Below are 21,065 nucleotides of genomic sequence, written 5' to 3'. Positions count from 1 at the left end.
CCGGGGGGGCGCCGGCCCCCCCCCCCGCGGGGGCGGGGGCCCCCGGCCCGGGCCCCCGCCCCCGCGCTGCTGCTGGCCGCCGGAGAGCTGGTTCGGCTCGTGGCGTACGCGGTCGGTCAGGCCGACCTGCTCCAGCGCGGCCAGCGCGCGGGCGCGCCGCTCGGCCTGGCCGACGCCGCCGTACACGAGGGGCAGCTCCACGTTGGCCAGCGCGCTCATGCGCGGGATCAGGTTGAAGGACTGGAAGACGAAGCCGACCCTGCGGTTGCGCAGGATGGCGAGCTGGTGCTCGTCCAGCAGGCCCACGTCGGTGCCGTCGATGCGGTACGTGCCCGAGGTCGGCACGTCGAGGCAGCCCAGGATGTTCATGAGCGTGGACTTGCCGGAGCCGGAGGCGCCCATGATGGCGACGTAGTCGCCGCGCTGGACGTCCAGGTCGATGCCGCGCAACGCCCGTACCCTGGCGTCGCCCTCGCCGTACTCCTTGACGAGGTTCCGCACCCGCAGGACCGGCACCGGCTCCACGACGCTCAGCGCCGGTTGCCCGGCCGCGGCCGTCATCGCCCGCCCCCCGGCATGCCGCCGCCTCCGGGGAACCCGCCGCCCCCGCCGAACTGCCGCTGTCCCCCGCCGCCGTTTCCTGAGGTGCCGCTCGTGGTGGCCGGCGGCACGATCTGGTCGCCCTCGGAGACGCCGGACTTGATCTCGGTGAGCGTGGCGCCCCGCACGCCGACCTCGACGGGTGTCCTGCTCTGCCGGCCGTCGGTGAGCACCGTGACCGTGGTGCCGCCGCCGCTGGTGGAGATCGCCGTGGACGGTACGGTGACGACGTCGTCGGCCTGCCCGACCACGACCTGGACCGCGGCCGTCTGGCCCAGCCTGACTTGGCTCGGGACCTTGGTGAAGGTGACCGTGACCGGGTACCGCACGACGTTGTCGCTGGTGGCGGCGACCGGTTCGATCTGGGTGACCTCGCCTGTGGCGCTCACGCCCGGCAGCGCGTCGAACGTGATCGCGGCCTTCTGGCCCTGTTTGAGCTTGCCGACGTCCGACTCGGTGAAGGTCCCGACGAGCCGCAACTTGGTGGTGTCGGCCAGCTCGACGAACCCGGAGGAGCCGCTCGAACCGGTGGAGCTGCTTGAACCGGCTGAGCTGCTTGAACCGGTGGAGCCCGCGCCTCCGGTGCTCGTGGTGCCCTGCCCGCCGACCGAGCCGTTCACGGCGGTGATCGTGCCCTTGAACGGGGCCTTCAGTACGGTCGCCGCCACCGTGCGCCGGGCCTCCCGGTAGGCGTTGCGGGCCTTGACGTAGGCGGCGTAGAGCTGGGCGGTGCCGGTCCCGTCGTCGAGGGCGCTGTCGTAGTCGGCCTTGGCCGCCGACAGGCTCTCCTGGGCGGCGGAGTCGTCCAGCCTGGCCAGCAGGTCGCCCTTGGCCACCTTGTCGCCCGGCTTGACGTAGATCTTCGCCACGGTCCCGCTCGTACCGAACGAGAGCGCTCTGGAACGGGAGCTCTCGACCGCTCCCGAGGCGGACACCGAGGCGGTCACCGAGCCCCGGCCCGCGGTCACCGTGCGCACCGCGGTCTCACCGGCGGCCTGTCCCGTGCCGAGCTGCGCATAGGCGAGCCCGGCGCCACCGAGCAGGAGCACCGTGAGCGTCCCGTTCGTCATCAGCGCTCTGCGCCTGATCGACACCTTCACAGGCGGTGACCCTTGCACACAATGCTGCGCCGCAGCCGCGAGCAAGCTGAACGTTCGCTGACAACCGGGTCCTGGCGCCGGGCGTACAGGTAACTCTTAGGGTGCTCGCAGCCTGGCGCCATACTGCTCGGTCAGGATGGCCCGTCATGAGAGCGACTTTCGCGCTGGGCGGGCTCGCCCTGGCCGTGCTCGTGGCCGGGTCCGGCCTGGCACTGGCGCTGCGCGACGACGCCCCGCCGGCCGCGCGGGTGCGGCTGGCCTCCGCCGCCCGCGGGCCCGTCACGGCCTCGGTGAGCGCGGCGGGGAACACCGTGGACGGCTCGCGCAGGGACCTGGCGTTCGGCTCCTCCGGGCCGCTGACCAAGGTGTACGTCAAGGTGGGCGCGAAGGTGAAGAAGGGTCAGGTGCTGGCCAGGATCGATGGGCGGGCGGCGCGGGAGGCGTACGAGGCGGCCAAGGCCGATCTGGCGGCGGCGGAGGAGTCCCTGAAGACGGCCGCCACAGCAGGCGACACGCCCGCCTCGACCGGCAGAACGCCCTCCACCACTCGCGGCGCTGGGACCACGACGACCACCTGCGCACCGACCACGGGCAACACGACACCCCGCGCCACGGCCACGGGCAACGCGACACCCCGCGCCACGTCCACGGCCACGGGCAACGTGACGCCTCGCGCCACGACGGCGGGTAACGCGGTCCCAGACGCCACGACTCCCGCTGCCACCGGCAAGGCGACCGGCGCGACACCTTCCAGTAGAGCCACCGGCGCGACGCCGGTTTCGTCCGGCGCGGCGACCCCTGGTGCCGTTTCCGCCGGAGTGGCCGGTCCCGGGGGCGCAGTGGCCCGCGTCTCCGGGACCGGCGGGGCTGTGGCGGGTGGTGGGGCCGATGGTGCCGTCGGACCTGCGGCACCGGTGCTTGGGCCTGCGACGCCTGTCCTCGGGTCCTCGGCGCCGTCCGGCGAGAAGGCGGGCCTGGGTGCACGCCCGGTGTCCGGCTCCACTTCGCGTCCGGCGACGGAGCCCACGCCGGGACCTTCGACGCACCCCACGCCGACGTCCGGTCCCTCCGAGCCCGAGCCGCAGCCCACGGTGACGGTCACCGTGACGGCCACCAAGACCGTGATCAGGACCGTCACCGTCACTCCGACGGGCGGCGCGTCCGACGGCGGAACAGGCGGTCCCGGCGATCCTGGTGGTCCTGGTGGTCCTGGTGGTCCTGGTGATCCCGGCGGTCCCGGTGGATCAGGCGGGGATTCGGACGGCGGGGATGTGCAGCCTGGGGGCGGACCGTCCTCGACCGGCTCCCCCACCGCCGCGCCGTCCGCCACCGGCAGGCCCTCCACCAGCGCGAAACCGTCCGCAACCGGCAAGTCCACAGCCAGGCCCAGCACCAGCCCCTCGCAGGGTTCCTGCGCCCGCAACGGGACCGGCAACGCGGGTAAGACCGGTGGCACCAGCAGCACTGGCCACGCCGACAGCACCCCTGACACCCCTGACACCCCTGGCACCCCTGGCACCGGCGGTCCGGAGGCGGTGGGTAAGGGTGGGGTCGGTGAGGAGCAGGCGGCCGCGAGCGTGGATCGAGCCGAAGCCGCCGTGGAGCAGGCCGCCGAGGCCGTACGCGGCACCCGCATCGTGGCCCCGGCGGCCGGCACAGTGCTGTCGGTCGGCGGCAAGACCGGAGACACGGTCGGCACCGGCACCTTCATCAGCCTCGGCAACCTGAACGAACTCCAGGTCCAGGCCATGGTCACCGAGTCCGACGTGAACCGGCTCAAGCTCGGCCAGAAGGCCCGGATCACCCTGGCCACCCGAAACGGCGAACACCACCAGGGAACGGTGACGGCCATCGCGCCCACCTCGACGGTGGACGGCCAGCTCGTCCGCTACTCGGTCGCCCTCGCCTTCGACGAGCCGCCGGCCGGGCTCATGCTCGGGCAGACCGCCTCGGTGACGGTCACCACGGAGGAGTCGGGGAACGACGCCGTGTACGTGCCGGCCGCGGCCGTACGCACCCGTTCAGACGGCACTCAGGTGGTCACCGTGCGCTCCGGCGGGCGGGACTCGGCGACCGTGGTGCGCACCGGGGTACGCGGCGACCAGTACGTGGAGGTCGTCTCGGGCCTGGGCGAAAGCGACCAGGTGGTCATGTCGGGCGGCACCTCGGGCGAGTTCCCCGACGGAACCTGGCCGGACGCATGAGCCGAACGCATGGGGCGGACGCATGAGGCGGGCGTGCTCGCCGGGGGCGGCAGGACGACGCGCCGGGGGCCGCCCCTGCCCATGAGCTGACCGGTCCGGACGGCAACCACCCGCCCGCCCGGCCCGGTCAATCCAGCCGGACCCCGAACCTGCCACCCGGTGTCCGGCTGACGCCCGGCCGGACTTCGTACCTGCCACCCGAAGTCCGGCCGGGCCCACCATGACGATCCGCCCCGCGCCTTCCCGGCCGGGTCCCGGTTGAGCCGATCTTCAGCGGGCTCCCAGCCAACCTTCAGCCAACGCGAGGAGCGGCGGCGGCCCGCGCGGCGGCCGAGTCAGGGGTGGCGGCCGGGATGGACAGGCGGTGTGAGGTCTTGGCGCGGGCGCCCTTGCGGGAGATGTAGTCGAGCGTGCGGAAGTCCACCGACATCTCGTCGCGGGTCAGCCGCGCCATCAGGTAGCCGCGCCGCTGGTCGATGTAGGACATGTGGGGATTTTCCTGGAGGGCTTCGGCGATCCACGTACGGTCCCGGTATCCGTCGCCGTCGCTGGCGATGGAGGAGGCCACCAGTTCCCTGGCCACCACCGGCGAGTCCGGGTCGTCGAAGTCGGTCTTGAGCTCGGCCAGGTGGTGCATGTGCGCGTCACCCGTCAGGACCACGGGGTTCGGCGTGCTGGACAGGGACTCCAGCAGCCGCGTGCGTTCGGCGGCGTAACCGTCCCAGGAGTCCAGGTTCACCTCGCGGCCCGGCCCGATCTTGAAGTCGCGGTGGGCCACCATGATCTGCTGACCGAGCAGGTTCCAGCGGGTGGTGGAGTCGTGCAGGCCGCTCTCCAGCCAGCGCCACTGGTCGGAGCCGAGCAGCGTGCGCTTGTCCGCCAGCCGCTCGTCGCAGCCGGCCCGTACCCCGTCCAGGCAGGCCTGGTCGTCGCGGAACTGCCGCGTGTCGAGCAGGTGGAAACGCGCCATCGTGCCCCAGGAGATGCGCCGGTTCACCTTGAGCACCGCCCCCTGGAGGGTGGCGCGGCGCAGCGGCATGTTCTCGTAGTACGCCCTGAACGCCTGCGACCGCCGCTGCTCGAAGCCCGGCGTGTCACTGCCGGAGACCTCGCCGGCCCAGTTGTTCTCCACCTCGTGGTCGTCGAAGGACACCAGCCACGGGGCCACGGCGTGCGCGGCCTGCAGGTCGGGGTCGCTCTTGTACTGGGCGTGCCGCAGGCGGTAGTCGGCGAGCGTCTCGCACTTGCCGGGGGTGTGGTCGCGTACGCGGCCGGCTATGGACTTGTAGCCGCTGGGGCCGTACTCGTACATGTAGTCGCCGAGGAAGACCACCAGGTCGGGCTCCTGCTCGGCCAGGCGGCGGTAGGCGGTGTAGTAGCCGTGCTCGTAGTGCGCGCAGGCGGCCACCGCGAAGTTGAGCGGCGTATCGCCCTGCGGCGTCGTCCTGGTGCGCCCGGCCGGTGAGAGCCTGCCCTGACTTCTGAAGCGGTAGAAGTAGTCGCGCCCCGGCTGCAGGCCCTTGAGCTCGACGTGCACGCTGTGGGCGGCGCCGGCCCTGGCGGTGGCGGTGCCGGACTTCACGACCTTGGTGAAGCGTTCGTCCGTGGCGACCTGCCAGTCCACCTCCATGTCACGGGAGGGCATGCCGCCGCGGCCGTCGCCGCCCAGCGGGTCGATCGCCAGCCGGGTCCACAGGACGAAGCCGTCGAGGGACGGGTCGCCCGAGGCCACACCCAGCGAGAAGGGGTCGGCTCTGAGAGTTCTGGACGATGATGAGGCGGCCGCCGCGGGGATGGCGGGCGGCGGGATGAGAAGGCCGGCTGTCGCCGCTGTCAGGAAGGCTCTGCGGTCCACGTCACCAGGTATGTCCACCCGCGCTGACCCCGCCGTGACAGCGGAGTCAAGGGCGGATGAACAGCACCGGTCGGTCAGCGGGCGCCACCCCCCGGCAACGGCATCACCCGTTCACGAAGAAGGGGCGGCGGCCGCCGTTCGTGCCGGGGAGTGCCGCGCGCTGACCGATCAGGGGCGGCGGCCGCCGTTCGTGCCGGGGAGTGCCGCGCGCTGACCGATCAGGGGCGGCGGCCGCCGTTCGTGCCGGGGAGGGCCGCGCGCAGGTCGGTGCCGGGGGTGAAGTGCACGCCGTTCATGCCCGCGCGCCGGGCGCCCTCGACGTTCTCGGGACGGTCGTCGATGAAGAAGACCTCGGCGGGGTCGGTGCCGAGGTCGCGGGCGAGTTCGTCGTAGATCTCCCGGTCGGGTTTGACCAGGCCCATCCTGCCGCTGTAGAAGCGGTGCCCGATCGCGGCGATCCAGGGCAGCTCGTCCAGCCCTTCGCCGACGCAGACCGGCGCGTTGGACAGCAGCGCCACGTCACGGCCCGCCTCGATCAGCTCGCCGAGCAGGCCGACCGTGCCGGTGTTGGGATAGGCCCAGCTCGCGACGTCCATCGCGACCATCCGGGCAACCTCGTTGTGTGTGGCGGTCCGGCCGATTACGGCCGACCAGTAGGCGTGCGGTGTCAGGCTCCCCCGGTCGAACTCCAGGCGGTGCTCCCAGTAGCCGCGTTTGAACGTCTCGGGCTCGACGTCCACGGCCCGTGCCATGGCCTCGGCGTCGGAGTCGGGCTGGGGCAGGGAGAGGACACCGCCGTAGTCGAAGACAATCCACGTCATGCGAGAAATGGTCGCAGATGCGGGTGCAGCGCCGGGCAGCCCAGATACTTCTCGGCGGTGTGGAAGTCGATCCAGTCGAGGTTGACCAGCTCCTCGACGTCCACGCCGGTGAAGCTGCGGGCCAGTTGCGGCGGGATGGCGGCGATGTCGTCCTTGTCGGCGATGTTGACCCAGCGCCTGACGCCCTTGGGCCGTTCGCCCCGGCCGTTGACGGGGGCGGGCAGCAGGTGCTCGAAGATGACGTTGCGCATGCCCAGCGGGCTGCCGAGGGTGATCAGCAGATCGACCCGCAGGTCCGGGTTGGCCCACAGGGCCTCGTACGTGACCACGCTGCCGAGCGAGTGGGCGATCACCACCTGCGGCCGGTTCTTCCTGATGCACGCGGCCACGGCCTGCCGGGACCGCTCGCGCCTGGCCTGGTCGGTGAGGTAGGCGGCCACCTCGGGCGCGAACAGCTTGGCGAAGGCCGCCGACCGGCCGTCCAGCCGGTCCAGCAGCCACCCGGTGAACGACTTGAGCGCCCCCGTGACGTGCTCGCCCACGCCGATCTGCCGCGCCCAGCCTTCGAGCAGTTGCTCGGCCCGCGTCTCCAGGTCGGCCGCCGCCGCCCGGGGCGCCGGGCCGTCGTTCCCGCCGTCGTGCAGGAAGTGGGAGAAGTAGGCGATCTCGGCGAAGTACGCCCGCGACTCGCCCCCCAGAGCCGCATGCAGGTAGCGGTCCCATTTCAGCCGCATGGCCTCGGCCGCCCCCGGGACGGACCTGCCGGCCCGCAGGTAGTAGTTGTACTTGCCGATCCCGTGCACGCCGACGATGACGGCCACCGCTGCCTCCCCAACCCCGTGATCCTGCGCGCGATACTCACATACGCCGCTTGCGATCGGCCAACCGGTGTCCGGGTAGGGGAAAATGCCATTGCGGACGGCATGGGGCCGCCGTATACGGTGACATCTTGTAACGAACGCCCGTTCCGTGGACAGGAGCTCCGCGCATGCCCGGCCCGCTGGTCGTCAACGACTCGATCGTCATCCCCGACGTCGAGCTCGTCTGGCGTTTCTCCCGTTCCTCAGGCCCGGGCGGTCAGGGCGTCAACACCACCGACAGCCGCGTGGAGCTGACCTTCGACGTGGCCGCGAGCACCGCGCTGCCGCCGGCGCTCAAGGCGCGGGCCCTGGAGCGCCTGGGCTCGGACACGATCACGGTCGCCGCCTCCGAGTACCGTTCCCAGCTGCGCAACAGGGAGGCGGCCGAGCACCGCCTGGCCCAGCGGGTGCGCGAGGCCATCGCCCCGCCGCCCAAGCGCCGCCGCCCGACCAAGCCGAGCCGCGGCTCCGTCGAGCGCCGCATCACCGCCAAGAAGCACCGCTCCGACGTCAAGCGCCTGCGCCGCAACCCCTGACGGGACATTTTCCGCGAGGCGTTTCACCGCTTTTGGAACGATCCACGCCCCGCATTGCGCCGTACACCGTACGACAGGAGAGGTGACGATCAAGAAGGACACCGCGGACACCAGGTCGCATAGGTCCTCACTTTTGGACCGCTTTTTCCTTCGGGTAGCCTAACCTACGGTACCGTAACCTGAAGGAGAAGATCTTTTATGGCGATGTCTCAGACGGAGCTGCTGCACGCGCTCGAGCCCGTGGTCGCCGTGGAACTCAACCGCCACGAGAAGATGGCCAAAGAGTGGTTCCCGCACGAGTACATCCCGTGGAGCGAGGGCCGCGACTTCGACGGCATCTACGGGGGGGAGGCCTGGCAGGAGGGGGACTCCAAGATCCCCGAAGCCGCGCGCGTATCGCTCATCGTCAACCTCCTGACCGAGGACAACCTCCCCAGCTACCACCACGAGATCGCCTCGACGTTCGGCCGCGACGGGGCCTGGGGCACCTGGGTGCACCGGTGGACGGCCGAGGAGGACCGGCACGGCACGGCCCTGCGCGACTATCTCACCGTCACCCGCGCCGTGGACCCGGTGGCGCTGGAGCGGGCGCGCATGGCGCACATGGAGTCCGGCTTCGCCACCGAGTACAACACCATGTTGCAGCAGCTCGCGTACGTGTCCTTCCAGGAACTGGCGACCCGGATCGCGCACCGCAACACCGGCATGGCCTCGGGCGACGAGGGCTGCGAGCGGCTGCTGGCCAGGATCGCCGCCGACGAGAACCTGCACATGCTCTTCTACCGCAACCTGCTCAAGGCGGCCTTCGAGCTCGACCCGAACCAGACCATGCGCGCGGTGACGGACGTGGTGACCACCTTCCAGATGCCGGGGCAGGGCATGGACGGCTTCGCCCGCAAGGCCATGATCATCGCGAACGAGGGCATCTACGACCTGCGCCTGCACCTGGACGACGTGCTCATGCCGGTGCTGCGGCAGTGGTCGGTGTTCGACAAGCAGGGGCTGAACGGCGACGGTGAGCAGGCCCGCGAGGAACTGTCGGCCTTCCTGGCCAAGGCCGACGCCACGGCGGCCCGATTCGTGGAGCGCCGCGAGGAGCGCCGCGCCCGCGCCGCCGCCCGCCGGCAGTAGCGCCGCGCCGTCTCCCTCTCAAAACTCCTGGTTTTACGGCTCCGCGCGGGAGGGCCCGACCACCGCACGTGGCTGGGCCCAGTCCAGGGAGACGCTCCTCCGGTTCACGGGGCCGGCCGCCGTTACGGCGCTCGCTCGGCCCCGTCCGTGGTCGAACGCCACCCCCGTCCGGCGAAGCGTGTGCGCCCTCTTGACCTGGGGATGGTCTTGGACATCCCAGGCATCGGGCAGGTTCCAGGTAACACCGGAACCCCTGGGGAGCAGTGGTGAAAATCATCGGGATCGCCGCCAGTCTCCACGCGGGGTCATTCATCACCAGATTGCTGGACGCGACGGGCGCCGAACGGCCCACCGGCGTCGGCTTCGAGGTTTGGCGCGGATTGGGTGAGATCTCCCCATACCGTCCCGGGCCCGTTCCCGCGTGCGCGCGCGAGCTGCTCACGCTGGTCGCGGGCGGGGACGCGATCCTGCTGACCGCGCCGGAGCACAGCCTGCTGCCGCTGGAGCTGACGTACGCGCTGGACTGGATGTCGGCGCGGGACGGGCTGTCGGGCAGGCACATCGCGGTGATGAGCGCGAGCGCGCGGGCCTGCGGGGCCATGTGGGCGCAGGCGGAGCTCTACAAGCAGTTGCTGGGGGCGGGCGCGGTCGTGATGGGGGCCGAGCTGGTGGTCTCGCCCTCCTGCCCGCACTTCGACGAGGACGGCCATCTGGTCGCCGCCGACCTGCGGGCGCAGGTGCGCAAGGTGATCCGCCAGCTCTGCCCTGCCGAGGTCATGGAGCCGGCGCTGTCCCTGTGAGGAGGGCGGTCACTCCTTGGCGTTCAGCAGGCGGTCGAGTTTGATGCTCAGGTCCAGGACCTCCGAGCGCAGGAAGTCGAACTCGTGCTGGACCTCCGAGCGGATGACGCTGAACTCGGCGGCGATCTCCGCACGCACGTCGGTGCCGTCCTGACCGTCAAACGACGGGAACGGGGTGAACGGGGCCGGCCGTGCCGACACTTCCCGTCTGACGCCCTCGACCTCGGTCCCGACGGCGGCGAACTCCTCGCCGATCTCCGTTCTGGCGCGCGACAGCTCGGCCTTGAGTGAGGCGACCTCCGCCTGCAGTTTCCTGGAGCGCTCGATGATCTCGCGCAGGAGGGATTCCTGCTGCTCCAGCCCTCCCGCCTGCTCCGTGGTGGTCTCAAGATCCTCGACACGGAGTTTCAGGTCGAGAATCTCCGCTCTTACGTCCACCCGTGCCCCGCCTTTGCCTGTCGTCCCTTACTCCTGTCAACCCATCGTCGCAGGGAGTGAGCAGGATCGGGGTTCAGATGAAGAACCGGGGTGTGGTTCTTTCCCCCGGCCCGAACGACGGCGGCTCGCCATATGCGGCATTAGGGTACAAAACCCTGCGGACAAGCGGGGACATTGCCGATCTCTCGGCGAGAGTAACGCGAGCGGAGGGCGGGGGAGAATTCTCTACCCGGGCCTCACCGCCGGTCCTCGATCTCCCACAGGTGATCGATGACGTGCCAGGCGACGCGGCGCAGCGCGTACCGGGGCGGCCACTTCTCGGTCACGGGGGGCTCCCAGGCCCGCGACAACACCTGCGTCAGTTCCGCCCGCATCGCCGCACGGTCCCCCTGCGACCTGTACGGCTTGTGCAGCACCCCGACCTTGCGGGCATAACCGCGCTCGGCCTCCGTCACGTGGGCGACGATCTTGCTGAGGTCGCGCCCGCCCCCGCGCGGCCCCTTGCGCAGATCCTCCGGCGAGACCCCGGCGACCTCGTCGAACAGTTCCCAGGCCGCGCGGATCAGGGCGACCGAGCGCTCGGCCTCGGCCCCTGACAGGGGCTCCAGGTCCAGATCGGGCACCTCGTACGGCACGCCGAAGTCCGTCGTGCTCGTTCCCCGCACCTTGGCCGTCACCTCGGGCTCACCGGGCGTGAACGCCAGCCCCGCCCGCTCGGCGATCTGCCGATAGCGGGGCGCGTACTCCATGAGCCGATCGATGGCCGCCTCCTCGCCCTTGTCGATCCGGCACCAGCCCGGCCAGTCGAGCGAGCAGGCGAACACCTTCTTCGGTCCGGTCTCCAGGTAAAGGCGTGTCATGCCAACGAGCCTGCCAGGTGTACCTGTCAGGGGGCGTCAGGTTCAGATGAGGTCGATGAGGTCGGCCACCGACTCGACGACCAGGGACGGCCGGTAGGGAAAACGGTCGATCTCGTGCCGCTGGGTGACGCCCGTGAGGACGAGGATCGTGTACAGCCCGGCCTCCATGCCCGAGACGATGTCGGTGTCCATGCGGTCGCCGATCATGGCCGTGGTCTCGCTGTGGGCCTCGATCTCGTTGAGCGCGCTGCGCATCATGCGCGGGTTGGGCTTGCCGACGAAGTAGGGCGCCACGCCGGTGGCCTTGGTGATCATGGCGGCGACGGCCCCGCAGGCCGGCAGGGAGCCCTCGGTGGAGGGGCCGATCGGGTCGGGGTTGGTGGCGATGAAGCGGGCGCCGCCCTCGATGAGGCGGATGGCGCGGGTGATCTGGGTGAAGCTGTAGGTGCGGGTCTCGCCCAGCACCACGTAGTCGGGGTCGAGGTCGGTCAGCACGTAGCCGACCTCGTGCAGGGCCGTGGTCAGCCCCGCCTCGCCGATCACGTACGCCGATCCGCCCGCCCGCTGGTCGTCCAGGAACTGCGCCGTGGCCAGGGCGGAGGTCCAGATGGACTCGGCCGGCACGTCGAGGCCCGCGCCCGCCAGGCGTACCGAGAGGTCACGCTGGGTGTAGATCGAGTTGTTGGTCAGGACCCGGAACTTCTTGCCGGACTCGCTGAGCCGCTTGATGAATTCGTCCGCCCCGGGGACCGGCCGTCCCTCGTGGACGAGCACGCCGTCCATGTCCGACAACCAGGAGTCGATCCGCTTACGCTCAGTCACGCGCCCATCGTACCGAGCGCGCCTTATCGACTTCCCGCCCGGCACGTGAACAATGTTCATCATGTCGTTCACTGAATCCGCCCAGGACATGCGAGACGAGCTGGTCCGGCTCAGGCACTCCCTGCACACCACCCCCGAACTGGGGCTGCACCTGCCGCGCACCCAGGAGAAGGTGCTGACGGCGCTGGAGGGCCTGCCGCTGGAGATCCAGACGGGCAAGGCGCTCAGCTCCGTCACCGCCGTGCTGCGGGGCGGCAGGCCGGGCCCCGCGGTGCTGCTGCGGGGCGACATGGACGCCCTGCCTGTGACCGAGAAGAACGACCTGCCCTACATCTCCCAGTTGCCCGGCCAGATGCACGCCTGCGGGCACGACCTGCACACCACGATGCTGGCGGGGGCGGCGCACCTGCTCAGCGCGCGGCGCGAGGAGCTCGCCGGTGACGTGATCTTCATGTTCCAGCCGGGCGAGGAGGGGCACGAGGGCGCCAAGCACATGATCACCGAAGGGGTGCTGGACGCGGCGGGCGCGCGGCCCGTGGCGGCGTACGGCATGCACGTGGTCTCCTCGATGTTGCCGCCGGGGCTGTTCGCCTCGCGGCCGGGGCCGATCATGGCGGCGGCGGACACGTTCTGCGTGACGGTGAAGGGGCGCGGCGGGCACGGGTCGAGCCCGCACCGGGCGCTGGACCCGATCGCGGCGGGCTGTGAGATGGTGACGGCGCTGCAGACCATGGTGACCAGGACGTTCGACGTGTTCGACCCGGTCGTGGTGACGGTGGGCAGCTTCCACGGCGGGTCGGCGGACAACGTGATCCCGGACGATGCCCGGTTCGAGGCGACGGTGCGTACCTTCAGCAAGCACAACCGGGAGCTGGTCAAGCGGCGGCTGGTGGAGGTCGTGCAGGGCGTCGCGGCGGCGCACGGGCTGCGGGTGGAGGCGTCGTTCGGGATGGGGTACCCGGTGACCGTCAACGATGACGGCGAGGCCGAGTTCGTGGGCAAGACGGCCGATGAGCTGTTCGGTCCCGGGCGTTACTTCGTCTCGCCGCAGCCGGTGATGGGGTCTGAGGACTTCTCGTACGTGCTGGAGAACGTGCCGGGGGCGTTCGTCTTCCTGGGGGCCTGCCCGCCCGACCGCGATCCCGCGACCGCGCCCTACAACCACTCCCCCGAGGCGGTCTTCGACGACGCGGTGCTGCCGGACGGGGCCGCCCTGTACGCCTCGCTGGCGTTCGCGCGGCTGTCCTGACGTGCGCGCGTGGGTGGTGCGGCGGCCGGGGCCGATGGCGTCGGGGCCGCTGGCGCTCGTCGAGCGGGAGGTGCCCGAGCCGGGGCCCGGCGAGGTCCTGGTGCGGGTGGAGGCGTGCGGCGTGTGCCGTACGGACCTGCACCTGGCGGAGGGCGACCTGCCGCCGCACCGCCCAGGCACCACGCCAGGACACCAAGCGGTCGGCCGGGTCGTGGGCACCGGCGAGCGGGCGGACGCGGACGTGAGCCTGGGCGAGCACGCGGACGTGAGCCTCGGTGAGCACGCGGACGTGAGCCTCGGTGAGCGCGTGGGGGTGGCGTGGTTGCGGGCCACCTGCGGCACGTGCCGATACTGCCGGCGGGGTAAGGAGAACCTGTGCCCCTCTTCTGCCTACACCGGGTGGGACGCGGACGGCGGGTTCGCCGAATATCTCCTCGCGCCCGCCGCCTACGTCTACCCCCTGCCCGGCGACCCGCCCGCCGAGCGGCTGGCGCCCCTGCTGTGCGCCGGGATCATCGGTTACCGGGCGCTGGCCCAGTGCAACCTGCCGCCCGGCGGGCGGCTGGGGATCTACGGGTTCGGGGCCTCGGCCCATCTGACCGCGCAGGCCGCCCTCGCGCAGGGCGCCACCGTGCACGTGGTCACCAGGTCGGCCGCCGCCCGGCGGCTGGCTCTGGAGCTGGGCGCGGCCTCGGCTGGCGACCGGCCGCCGGAGCCGCTGGACTCGGCGATCCTGTTCGCGCCGGTCGGCGATCTGGTGCCGCCCGCACTGGAGGCGCTGGACCGGGGCGGGACGCTGGCCGTGGCGGGCATCCACCTCAGCGACGTGCCGGTGCTGAACTACGAGCGGCACCTGTTCCAGGAACGTACGCTGCGCAGCGTGACCGCCAACACCAGGGCCGACGGGCGGGCCTACCTGGAGCTGGCCCTGGCGCGCCCGCCGCGCGTGAGCACGATTCCCTATCCCTTGGCGGAGGCCGACCGGGCGCTGGGCGATCTGGCCGCCGGGAGGGTCGATGGGGCCGCCGTCCTGGTAATGAGCTGAGGAAATACTTGATGGCGCTTAGCACCACTTCGTACACTGATGAAGGAAAGTTACATTAACCTCACAACCTCTGGAGATTATTGACGCCGATAAGGCGCGATCGTAATGTCCGGTCAATCCCTAGAGACATCCCCCGGAGCGGCAAATGAAGCGACTGGCAGCGGTAGTGGCGTTGCTGGGCCTTGCCACCGCGACAGCGGCGTGCAGTGGTGGTCCCACCAATCAGTCCGGCTCGGGCGGTGGTGGCGGCGGGCTCTTCACCACGATCGACGCGACCAGGCCGGGCCTTGAGGCAACGGCGCCGGCCAACCCGTACAACCCCAAGGGCAACTCCTTCGTCGGCTTCAACGCCATGCGGATCGGCTGGGTCAAGAACCACCTGACCGACCCGAACCAGGCCCTGCCCGGCATCGCGGCGAGCTGGGAGATCGCGCCCGACAACTCCTCGATCACGCTGAAGCTGCAGCCGAACGCCAAGTGGTCCGACGGCAAGCCGGTCACCGCCGAGGACGTCAAGATGTCCATCGGCATCGCCTACACGCAGGGCAGCACGGCCTTCTCGATCACGCCGGGCGCGGCGGGCGCGGCGGCCGAGGTCACGGTCGTCGACCCGCAGACCCTGAAGATCACCCAGGACATGGCCAACCCGAGCCCGAAGTTCGCCCGCGGCGTGCTGGACACCACCGTCCTGCCCGCGCACGTGTGGAGCAGCGTGTTGCCGGCCGACTTCTGGGACAAGCTCAAGACCGCCCGCGGTGACGGCGCGGACGCCGAGAAGGCCCGCGAGGAGATCCCGGCGCTCGGCGAGAAGGTACTCGCCTTCGCCCCGCCCAAGGACGTCTCCGCCGGCCCGTTCGTGCTGGAGCGGGTCAACCCGTCCGAGGCGCTGCTGGTCAAGAACAAGCACTTCTTCAACGCCGCGAACGTCGCGCCCGCGCAGGTGAAGTTCCTCAACTACACCGGCAACGAGCAGGTCTGGAACTACCTCACACAGGGCAAGCTCGACCAGTCAGGCTTCACCGCCACCCCGACCGACGTGATGAACCGGATCAAGCAGGCCCCGGGCAACGAGATCATCAAGGGCTACTCGCCGGTCGCCGTGGGCATGGCCTTCAACCAGGCCAAGAAGCCCTACGACAACGTGCACGTGCGCCGCGGGCTGGCCTACCTCATCGACCGCGACCAGGTCACCAAGGTCGCCTCGCCCGAGGGCGGCACGCCGGCCGCCACGACCAGCGGCATCCACCAGAAGCCCGCGCAGGCGTGGATCCCGGACACGGTTCCGCAGCTTGAGCCGTACAAGGTGGACGTGGCCAAGGCCGAGGCGGAGTTCAAGGAGGCCGGCCTGACCAAGAAGGACGGCAAGTGGACGCTGGCCGACGGCTCGCCGTGGAAGGTGTCCATGCACGCGCCCTCCGGGTTCTCCGACTGGCTGTCGGCCCAGGAGAACATCAAGAGCCAGCTCATCAAGGCCGGCGTGGACGCCGAGGTCGTGACGACCGCCGACTACCCGCTCTACCTCCAGGAACTGGCGGACGGCAAGTACGACGTCGGCTTCTGGCTGATGGCGCTCGGCCCCGCGCCGTACGACATCTTCCAGCGCCTCTACGGCGCCTCCAACGGCTGGACGAACGTCGGCCAGAAGGTCAGCCACGCCGCGCCCGGCAAGAACGGCAACTGGATGGGCGGCCCCGAGGAGATCGAGGTCGACGGCGAGAAGATCAACCCCGGCGAGCTGACCGCCAAGCTGAACACGGTCGGCGAGGACGAGGCCAAGCCGATCATGGCCCAGCTCGCCAAGGCCGCCAACCAGGACCTGCCGGTCATCCAGCTCTGGGACTACGTCAACGTCCAGTTCGTCAACAACAGCCGCTTCACCGGCTGGCCGAAGGACGATGAGGTCCTGCGCGGCGGCGGCAACGTCCTGATGGCCGGTGTGTGGATCCAGCAAGGTCTGATCAAGGCGAAGCAGTAGCCTATGACGCTCATCGCACGGCGACTCGCGGGCCACCTGGCCCGCGGGCTCGTCATGATCCTCGTAGTGGCGACGATCACGTTCTTCATCGTCAACAACATCCCGGGCGACCCCATGGCCGCCCGCTACGAGAAGCTCATCGAGGGAGGCATGTCGCCGGAGGCCGCCCAGCAGGCGGTCCAGGTGCTGTACGGGTTCCAGCCGGACGGCACGCTGTGGCAGCAGTACACCGACTACATGTCCGGCCTGTTCCGCCTCGATCTCGGCCAGTCCGTCACCAGGCCGGGCACGCCCGTGCTCGACGTGCTGACCGAGGCGGCCAAGTGGACCGTTCTACCGGTGCTGGCGGGCACGCTGCTCAGCTTCCTCGTCGGCATCATCCTCGGCGTGTTCGCGGCCATCAAGCGCACCGGCAAGCTGGGCGACGTGCTGGCCGTCTCCGGCTCGCTGCTGCACGGCATCCCGCAGTACGTGCTGGCGATGCTGCTCGTGGTGATCTTCGCGACGCTGATCCCGATCCTGCCCCCTGACGGGTCGGCGGACATCCTGTACGAGCCGGGCTTCAACGCCGGCTACATCGGCTCGCTGATCGAGCACGCCGTCCTGCCGGTCGTCACGTACGCGCTGTCGGCCTACGGCGGCTGGATCCTGGCGATGAAGTCCAGCGTGGTCACCGTGCTGGGCGACGACTTCATCCTGGCGGCCGAGTTGCGCGGCGTGAAGCGCTCGATCGTCTTCCGCTACATCGCGCGCAACGCGATCCTGCCGCTGTTCACGCTGCTGGCCCTGTCACTCGGCCTGCTGCTCGGCGGCGCGGTGTTCATCGAGAAGATCTTCAACTATCCGGGGCTCGGCCTGCTGCTCGTCAACAGCGTCACCGATCGCGACTACGCGCTGATGAGCGGGGCCTTCCTGCTGATCACGGTCGCGACCATCATCGCCAACATCGTGGCCGACCTGTTCTACACCGTGATCGACCCACGGGTCCGCAGCGGAGAGGAGGCGTCGTGAGCGCCACACTCGTCCCCGAGACCGGCTCGACGGCCTCGGCCATGCGGCGCAACTTCTGGCGCGGCGTGTGGCGGGTCATGAGGCGCAAGCCCAGCCGGATGGCCGGGGTGGTGATCATCGCCGGGTTCATCCTGATGGCCGTGTTCGGGCCGATGTTGCTGCCCGCGCACCTGCCGACCGACGCGCAGGCCATCACCCAGCCGCCGAGCTGGGAGCACTGGTTCGGCACCGACCCGCAGGGCCGCGACGTGATCGCGCTGGTCATCAAGGGCTCCAGGTACGTGCTGCTGACCGCCGCGATCACCGCGCTCATCACGGTCGTGGTCGGCACCGCGATCGGCCTGTACTCCGGGTTCAAGCGGGGCCGCTGGGACACCGTGCTCATGCGGCTGACCGACATGAAGCTCACCATCCCCGGCCTGCCGCTGCTGCTGGTGCTGGCGACCGTGTGGCAGTTCGGCAGCCCGTGGCAGATGGGCCTGGTGCTGGGCCTGCTCGGCTGGGGCGGCGTGGCGCGGGCGGTGCGCGCGCAGACGTTGTCGCTGCGCGAGCGCGGCTTCATCGAGGCGGCGCGCGGGCTGGGGCTGTCCACGACGCACATCATCGGCAAGGAACTGCTGCCGAGCATGGCGCCGTACATCGCGATGAACATGCTCATCTCGGTCACCGGGGCCGTCTATTCGCAGGTGGGGCTGTTCTTTCTGGGTGTGCTGCCGTACGAGTCGGACAACTGGGGCGTCATGCTCAACCTGGCCGTCTTCCAGGCCGGCGCCATGATCACGCCGTACGCGCTCGGCTACCTGATGGCCCCGCTGCTGGCGATCCTGCTGCTGACGCTCGGCATCGTGCTCGTGGTGGACGCCATGGACGAGATCTTCAACCCCCGGCTGCGCGAGGAGTAGGAAGTGGGCAACCAAGCGCCGGGAGTGCGCATCGGCGGCCTGACCGTCGTCTACAAGACCGCCGCGGGCGAACTGCCCGCGGTCAGGGGCGTCAGCCTGACGCTGGAGCCCGGCACGATCACCGGCATCGTCGGCGAGTCGGGCTCCGGCAAGTCCACGCTGGCCCTGTCACTGCTCAACGCCGTGCAGCCGCCCGGCAGGATCGCGGCGGGCAGCGTCGAGATCGACGGGCTCGGCGACGTGGCGGCCCTTTCCGGCGAGGCGCTGCGCAAGGCGCGCGGCAAGCACATCGGGTACGTCTTCCAGGCCGCCCAGAACTCCCTCAACCCGCTCAAGACGGTCGGCAAGCAACTGCTCGACCTCGGCCGCTCGCACGGCGTGGAGGAGCTGCGCGGCCTGGTGCGCGAGGCGAAGGAGCTGCTGGGCAGGATGGGCCTGGACGGCGCCCGGGTGCTCGACTCCCACCAGCACGAGTTGTCCGGCGGCATGCGCCAGCGGGTCGGCATCATGCTGGCGCTGGTGCTCAACGCCCACCTGGTGGTGCTGGACGAGCCGACGACCGCGCTGGACATGATCACCCAGGCGAACATCCTGAAGATCGTCCGTGAGGTGCACGCGGAGCGCGGCCTGACCACGCTGGTCATCACGCACGACATCGGCGTCGTGGCCGAGGTGGCCGACCGGCTGGCGGTCATGTACGGCGGCCGGCTGGTCGAGCAGGGCCCGACCAGGGAGGTGCTCGGCTCCCCGCAGCACCCGTACACCAAGGGCCTGATCAGGGCCATCCCCCGGCTCGTCGGCGACATCGGGGAGGCTCGGGCGCTGCCGGGCCGGCCGCCGACGCTGGCCACCGTCCCCACGGAGGGCTGCGTGTTCAGGGAGCGCTGCCCGCTGCGCATGGACGTGTGCGACACCGTGGACCCCGAGGCCGTCGCGCACGGCTCCCGGGTCGTCGCCTGCCACGCCGTGACCGTCAAGGAGCACGCATGATCACCGGAACCGGGGTCGTCAAGACCTTCAAGCAGCGGGGCAAGCTGCTCGGGGCACACGAGGTGCGGGCGCTGCGGGGCGTGGACTTCGCGATCCCGAAGGGCGGCGCGGCCTCGTTCATCGGGGAGTCCGGGTGCGGGAAGACCACGCTGGGGCGGATCATCGCGGGGCTGGAGACGTACGACGAGGGTGAGATCGCCATCGGTGACGTGTCCATGTCCGGGCTGAAGCCCAAGCAGCGCCAGCCGCACTTCCGCAAGATCCAGATGATCCACCAGGACCCGTACTCGGCGCTGAACCCCACCAGGACCATCCACCAGACGCTGCACGCCCCGCTGGCCCTGCGCGCCAGGCAGACCGGGCGCTCGCGGGAGTGGATGGAGGAGCGGGCGGCCGAGGTGCTGGCGCTGGTGGGGCTGGATCCCGGCTCGGTGCTGGCGCGCTACCCGCACCAGCTGTCCGGCGGCATGCGGCAGCGGGTGGTCATCGCCCGCGCCCTGACCGTGGACCCGGAGATGCTGGTCGCCGACGAGGCCGTCTCGATGATCGACGTCTCGCTCCGGCTGGGCATCCTGGCCCTGCTGAAGGACCTGCGCGAACGGCTCGGCGTGAGCGTGCTGTTCATCACGCACGACGTGGCCACGGCCCGTTACATCGGCGACGACGGCGAGCTGTACGTGATCTACCGTGGCCAGGTCGTCGAGCGCGGCCCGGTGGACACGATCATCGCCGATCCCGTGCATCCGTACACGCAGTCGTTGTTGTCGGCCATCCCGGTGCTGCACGGCCTGGAGCGGCCGGGCGAGCAGCCCGTGGTGCCGCTGAAGTCGCTGGACGAGGGCCAGTCCGACGAGGGCTGCCTGTTCGCGGGGCGCTGCCCGTTCCGCGGCGAGGGGTGCGTGGATGAGCGGCCGCTGCTGCGGATCACCGAGGGCGTGCCGCAGGAGCACGCGTGTCTCTATCCCGAACGCCGCAGTGTGATCGCCCGCCCGATGAGCGAGGTGTGATGTCCCACGCCGTACGGGCCGCCGAGCCCGCCGAGTCGGCCGGGGTGGCCCGGGCCGCGCTGACGCTGGACGCCGGGGAGGCGGCCGACCTGGTCGCGCGCCTGTCGCGGCCTCCGGCGGAGCGGCGGTGGACGGCGCTGGCGACGGACGGCGGCGTGGTGATGGCCTCGATGTCGGGCAAGGATCCGCAGGTCGGGCACCTGGACCTGCTCGCCGTGCACCCCGAGGCCCAGGGCGAGGGGCGCGGGCGGGCGCTGGTGCGCGCGGCCGAGGAGTGGCTGCGCGAGCAGGGGGCGCGGCAGGCCCGCTTCGCCGGGAACCCGCCGTGTTACGCCTGGCCAGGCATCGACGTGCGCTACACCGCCGCCGCCTGCCTGGCCGAGAGCCTCGGTTACGAGCGTTACCACGTGGCCTGGAACATGACGGCCGACCTGCTGGGCGCGGACCTGTCCGTGGACGGGGACCTGGCGCGGCTGGAGAAGTCCGGCGTCGTGGTGCGCGCGGCCGGTGCGGATCGTGACCGGGTGGCGGCGTTCGTCGAGGAACACTGGAACGAGCGGTGGGCCTGGGAGGCCGTGCAGGCCACCGGCCTGCACTACGCCGAGCGCGACGGCCGGATCCTGGGCTTCGCCGCCTGGGGCGCGCGGCCTGCCTGGTTCGGCCCCATGGGCACCGCCCCGGACGCCCGCGGGCTGGGCCTGGGCCGGGTGCTGCTGCGCAGGTGCCTGGCGGAGCAGCGGGCCGCGGGGCAGGCCGGCGCCCAGATCGGGTGGGTGGGGCCGTTGCGGTTCTACTCGCGCGCGGTGGGCGCGCGAGCCGAACGCGTCTTCTGGCTCTACCGGCGCGATCTGGCGTGATG

The 21,065-nt window shown here is 70.8% G+C and carries 20 protein-coding genes; 12 read left to right on the top strand and 8 right to left on the bottom strand.

The genetic code is table 11. The annotated features are described in order from the left end of the window. Together AB0I81_RS56450 and AB0I81_RS56445 are read right to left on the bottom strand one after the other, a co-directional pair. On the bottom strand, window positions 1–561 hold a 561-nt coding region (locus AB0I81_RS56450), incomplete at its 3' end, for an ATP-binding cassette domain-containing protein (protein ID WP_360677305.1). After that, window positions 558–1,700 carry a biotin/lipoyl-binding protein gene (locus tag AB0I81_RS56445; RefSeq protein WP_360677303.1) on the bottom strand — a complete coding sequence of 381 codons (1,143 nt, stop codon included), beginning with the start codon at window positions 1,698–1,700 and terminating at the stop codon, window positions 558–560. The genes AB0I81_RS56450 and AB0I81_RS56445, both read right to left, overlap by 4 nt. Before the next feature lie 146 nt (window positions 1,701–1,846). Between AB0I81_RS56445 and AB0I81_RS56440 the strand changes: the two genes are divergently transcribed. Further along, on the top strand, window positions 1,847–3,904 hold the full coding sequence (locus tag AB0I81_RS56440; protein WP_360677301.1) for an efflux RND transporter periplasmic adaptor subunit: 2,058 nt from the start codon (window positions 1,847–1,849) through the stop codon (window positions 3,902–3,904). 292 nt (window positions 3,905–4,196) lie between these two features. Here AB0I81_RS56440 and AB0I81_RS56435 read toward each other — a convergent pair whose 3' ends face one another. The 3 genes from AB0I81_RS56435 to AB0I81_RS56425 form a co-directional block, all read right to left on the bottom strand. Next, window positions 4,197–5,759: an alkaline phosphatase D family protein gene (locus tag AB0I81_RS56435; protein WP_360677299.1), complete on the bottom strand. Its 1,563-nt coding sequence runs from the start codon at window positions 5,757–5,759 to the stop codon at window positions 4,197–4,199. A 218-nt stretch (window positions 5,760–5,977) separates the two neighbouring features. Beyond that, window positions 5,978–6,580 (bottom strand): HAD family phosphatase, encoded by a 603-nt coding sequence (locus tag AB0I81_RS56430; protein WP_360677297.1) that lies wholly within the window; start codon window positions 6,578–6,580, stop codon window positions 5,978–5,980. After that, window positions 6,577–7,401 carry a hypothetical protein gene (locus tag AB0I81_RS56425; RefSeq protein WP_360677295.1) on the bottom strand — a complete coding sequence of 275 codons (825 nt, stop codon included), beginning with the start codon at window positions 7,399–7,401 and terminating at the stop codon, window positions 6,577–6,579. The genes AB0I81_RS56430 and AB0I81_RS56425 overlap by 4 nt, the downstream gene beginning before the upstream one ends. 167 nt (window positions 7,402–7,568) lie before the next feature. Here AB0I81_RS56425 and arfB point away from each other — a divergent pair, with 167 nt between their 5' ends. The 3 genes from arfB to AB0I81_RS56410 all read left to right on the top strand — a co-directional run bounded on the left by arfB (window position 7,569) and on the right by AB0I81_RS56410 (window position 9,907). Beyond that, window positions 7,569–7,976 (top strand): alternative ribosome rescue aminoacyl-tRNA hydrolase ArfB, encoded by a 408-nt coding sequence (gene arfB, locus AB0I81_RS56420; RefSeq protein ID WP_360677293.1) that lies wholly within the window; start codon window positions 7,569–7,571, stop codon window positions 7,974–7,976. A 198-nt stretch (window positions 7,977–8,174) separates the two neighbouring features. Next, window positions 8,175–9,107, top strand: coding sequence for an acyl-ACP desaturase (locus tag AB0I81_RS56415; protein WP_360677291.1), 933 nt, complete (start codon window positions 8,175–8,177; stop codon window positions 9,105–9,107). Window positions 9,108–9,373: 266 nt separating this feature from the next. Then, entirely contained in the window at window positions 9,374–9,907 is a 534-nt protein-coding gene (locus tag AB0I81_RS56410; protein ID WP_360677289.1) for an NAD(P)H-dependent oxidoreductase, read from the top strand. 9 nt (window positions 9,908–9,916) lie between these two features. On the opposite strand, the gene AB0I81_RS56405 is transcribed toward AB0I81_RS56410, so the two are convergent. From AB0I81_RS56405 to AB0I81_RS56395, 3 genes are all read right to left on the bottom strand, one after another. Continuing rightward, complete coding sequence (locus AB0I81_RS56405; RefSeq protein ID WP_360677287.1) at window positions 9,917–10,345, bottom strand: hypothetical protein; 429 nt, start codon at window positions 10,343–10,345, stop codon at window positions 9,917–9,919. Between the two features lie 236 nt (window positions 10,346–10,581). Next, window positions 10,582–11,205 (bottom strand): hypothetical protein, encoded by a 624-nt coding sequence (locus AB0I81_RS56400; RefSeq protein WP_360677285.1) that lies wholly within the window; start codon window positions 11,203–11,205, stop codon window positions 10,582–10,584. A 42-nt stretch (window positions 11,206–11,247) separates the two neighbouring features. Next, window positions 11,248–11,988 (bottom strand): HAD-IIA family hydrolase, encoded by a 741-nt coding sequence (locus AB0I81_RS56395; RefSeq protein ID WP_360677309.1) that lies wholly within the window; start codon window positions 11,986–11,988, stop codon window positions 11,248–11,250. 100 nt (window positions 11,989–12,088) lie between these two features. On the opposite strand from AB0I81_RS56395, the gene AB0I81_RS56390 reads away from it, so the two are divergent. From AB0I81_RS56390 to AB0I81_RS56355, 8 genes are all read left to right on the top strand, one after another. Beyond that, complete coding sequence (locus AB0I81_RS56390) at window positions 12,089–13,276, top strand: M20 family metallopeptidase (protein ID WP_360677283.1); 1,188 nt, start codon at window positions 12,089–12,091, stop codon at window positions 13,274–13,276. Between the two features lies 1 nt (window position 13,277). Continuing rightward, window positions 13,278–14,321, top strand: coding sequence for a zinc-dependent alcohol dehydrogenase family protein (locus tag AB0I81_RS56385; protein ID WP_360677281.1), 1,044 nt, complete (start codon window positions 13,278–13,280; stop codon window positions 14,319–14,321). A 145-nt stretch (window positions 14,322–14,466) separates the two neighbouring features. After that, on the top strand, window positions 14,467–16,296 hold the full coding sequence (locus AB0I81_RS56380; RefSeq protein ID WP_360677279.1) for an ABC transporter substrate-binding protein: 1,830 nt from the start codon (window positions 14,467–14,469) through the stop codon (window positions 16,294–16,296). A 3-nt stretch (window positions 16,297–16,299) separates the two neighbouring features. Next, the gene (locus AB0I81_RS56375; protein ID WP_360677277.1) at window positions 16,300–17,307 is read left to right on the top strand and encodes an ABC transporter permease; all 1,008 of its coding nucleotides are present in this window, start codon (window positions 16,300–16,302) and stop codon (window positions 17,305–17,307) included. After that, window positions 17,304–18,209: an ABC transporter permease gene (locus tag AB0I81_RS56370; RefSeq protein ID WP_360677275.1), complete on the top strand. Its 906-nt coding sequence runs from the start codon at window positions 17,304–17,306 to the stop codon at window positions 18,207–18,209. Before AB0I81_RS56375 ends, AB0I81_RS56370 begins: the two co-directional genes overlap by 4 nt. A 3-nt stretch (window positions 18,210–18,212) precedes the next feature. Further along, window positions 18,213–19,199 carry an ABC transporter ATP-binding protein gene (locus AB0I81_RS56365; protein ID WP_360677273.1) on the top strand — a complete coding sequence of 329 codons (987 nt, stop codon included), beginning with the start codon at window positions 18,213–18,215 and terminating at the stop codon, window positions 19,197–19,199. Further along, complete coding sequence (locus AB0I81_RS56360) at window positions 19,196–20,206, top strand: ABC transporter ATP-binding protein (protein ID WP_360677271.1); 1,011 nt, start codon at window positions 19,196–19,198, stop codon at window positions 20,204–20,206. Before AB0I81_RS56365 ends, AB0I81_RS56360 begins: the two co-directional genes overlap by 4 nt. Next, window positions 20,206–21,063, top strand: a complete 858-nt coding sequence (locus AB0I81_RS56355) for a GNAT family N-acetyltransferase (protein WP_360677307.1) — start codon at window positions 20,206–20,208, stop codon at window positions 21,061–21,063. The genes AB0I81_RS56360 and AB0I81_RS56355 overlap by 1 nt, the downstream gene beginning before the upstream one ends. The last annotated feature ends 2 nt before the right edge of the window (window positions 21,064–21,065 follow it).

The organism is Nonomuraea sp. NPDC050404, assembly GCF_040655495.1.
Classification (GTDB): Bacteria; Actinomycetota; Actinomycetes; order Streptosporangiales; family Streptosporangiaceae; genus Nonomuraea.
This window is presented reverse-complemented; position numbering and strand designations above follow the sequence as displayed.

Coding starts and splice junctions, on each gene's coding strand:
- AB0I81_RS56440 (WP_360677301.1), top strand. CDS start 1,847: ATGAGAGCGACTTTCGCGCTGGGCGGGCTCGCCCTGGCCGTGCTCGTG.
- AB0I81_RS56430 (WP_360677297.1), bottom strand. CDS start 6,580: ATGACGTGGATTGTCTTCGACTACGGCGGTGTCCTCTCCCTGCCCCAG.
- arfB (WP_360677293.1), top strand. CDS start 7,569: ATGCCCGGCCCGCTGGTCGTCAACGACTCGATCGTCATCCCCGACGTC.
- AB0I81_RS56415 (WP_360677291.1), top strand. CDS start 8,175: ATGGCGATGTCTCAGACGGAGCTGCTGCACGCGCTCGAGCCCGTGGTC.
- AB0I81_RS56400 (WP_360677285.1), bottom strand. CDS start 11,205: ATGACACGCCTTTACCTGGAGACCGGACCGAAGAAGGTGTTCGCCTGC.
- AB0I81_RS56395 (WP_360677309.1), bottom strand. CDS start 11,988: ATGGACGGCGTGCTCGTCCACGAGGGACGGCCGGTCCCCGGGGCGGAC.
- AB0I81_RS56390 (WP_360677283.1), top strand. CDS start 12,089: ATGTCGTTCACTGAATCCGCCCAGGACATGCGAGACGAGCTGGTCCGG.
- AB0I81_RS56380 (WP_360677279.1), top strand. CDS start 14,467: ATGAAGCGACTGGCAGCGGTAGTGGCGTTGCTGGGCCTTGCCACCGCG.
- AB0I81_RS56375 (WP_360677277.1), top strand. CDS start 16,300: ATGACGCTCATCGCACGGCGACTCGCGGGCCACCTGGCCCGCGGGCTC.
- AB0I81_RS56360 (WP_360677271.1), top strand. CDS start 19,196: ATGATCACCGGAACCGGGGTCGTCAAGACCTTCAAGCAGCGGGGCAAG.
- AB0I81_RS56355 (WP_360677307.1), top strand. CDS start 20,206: ATGTCCCACGCCGTACGGGCCGCCGAGCCCGCCGAGTCGGCCGGGGTG.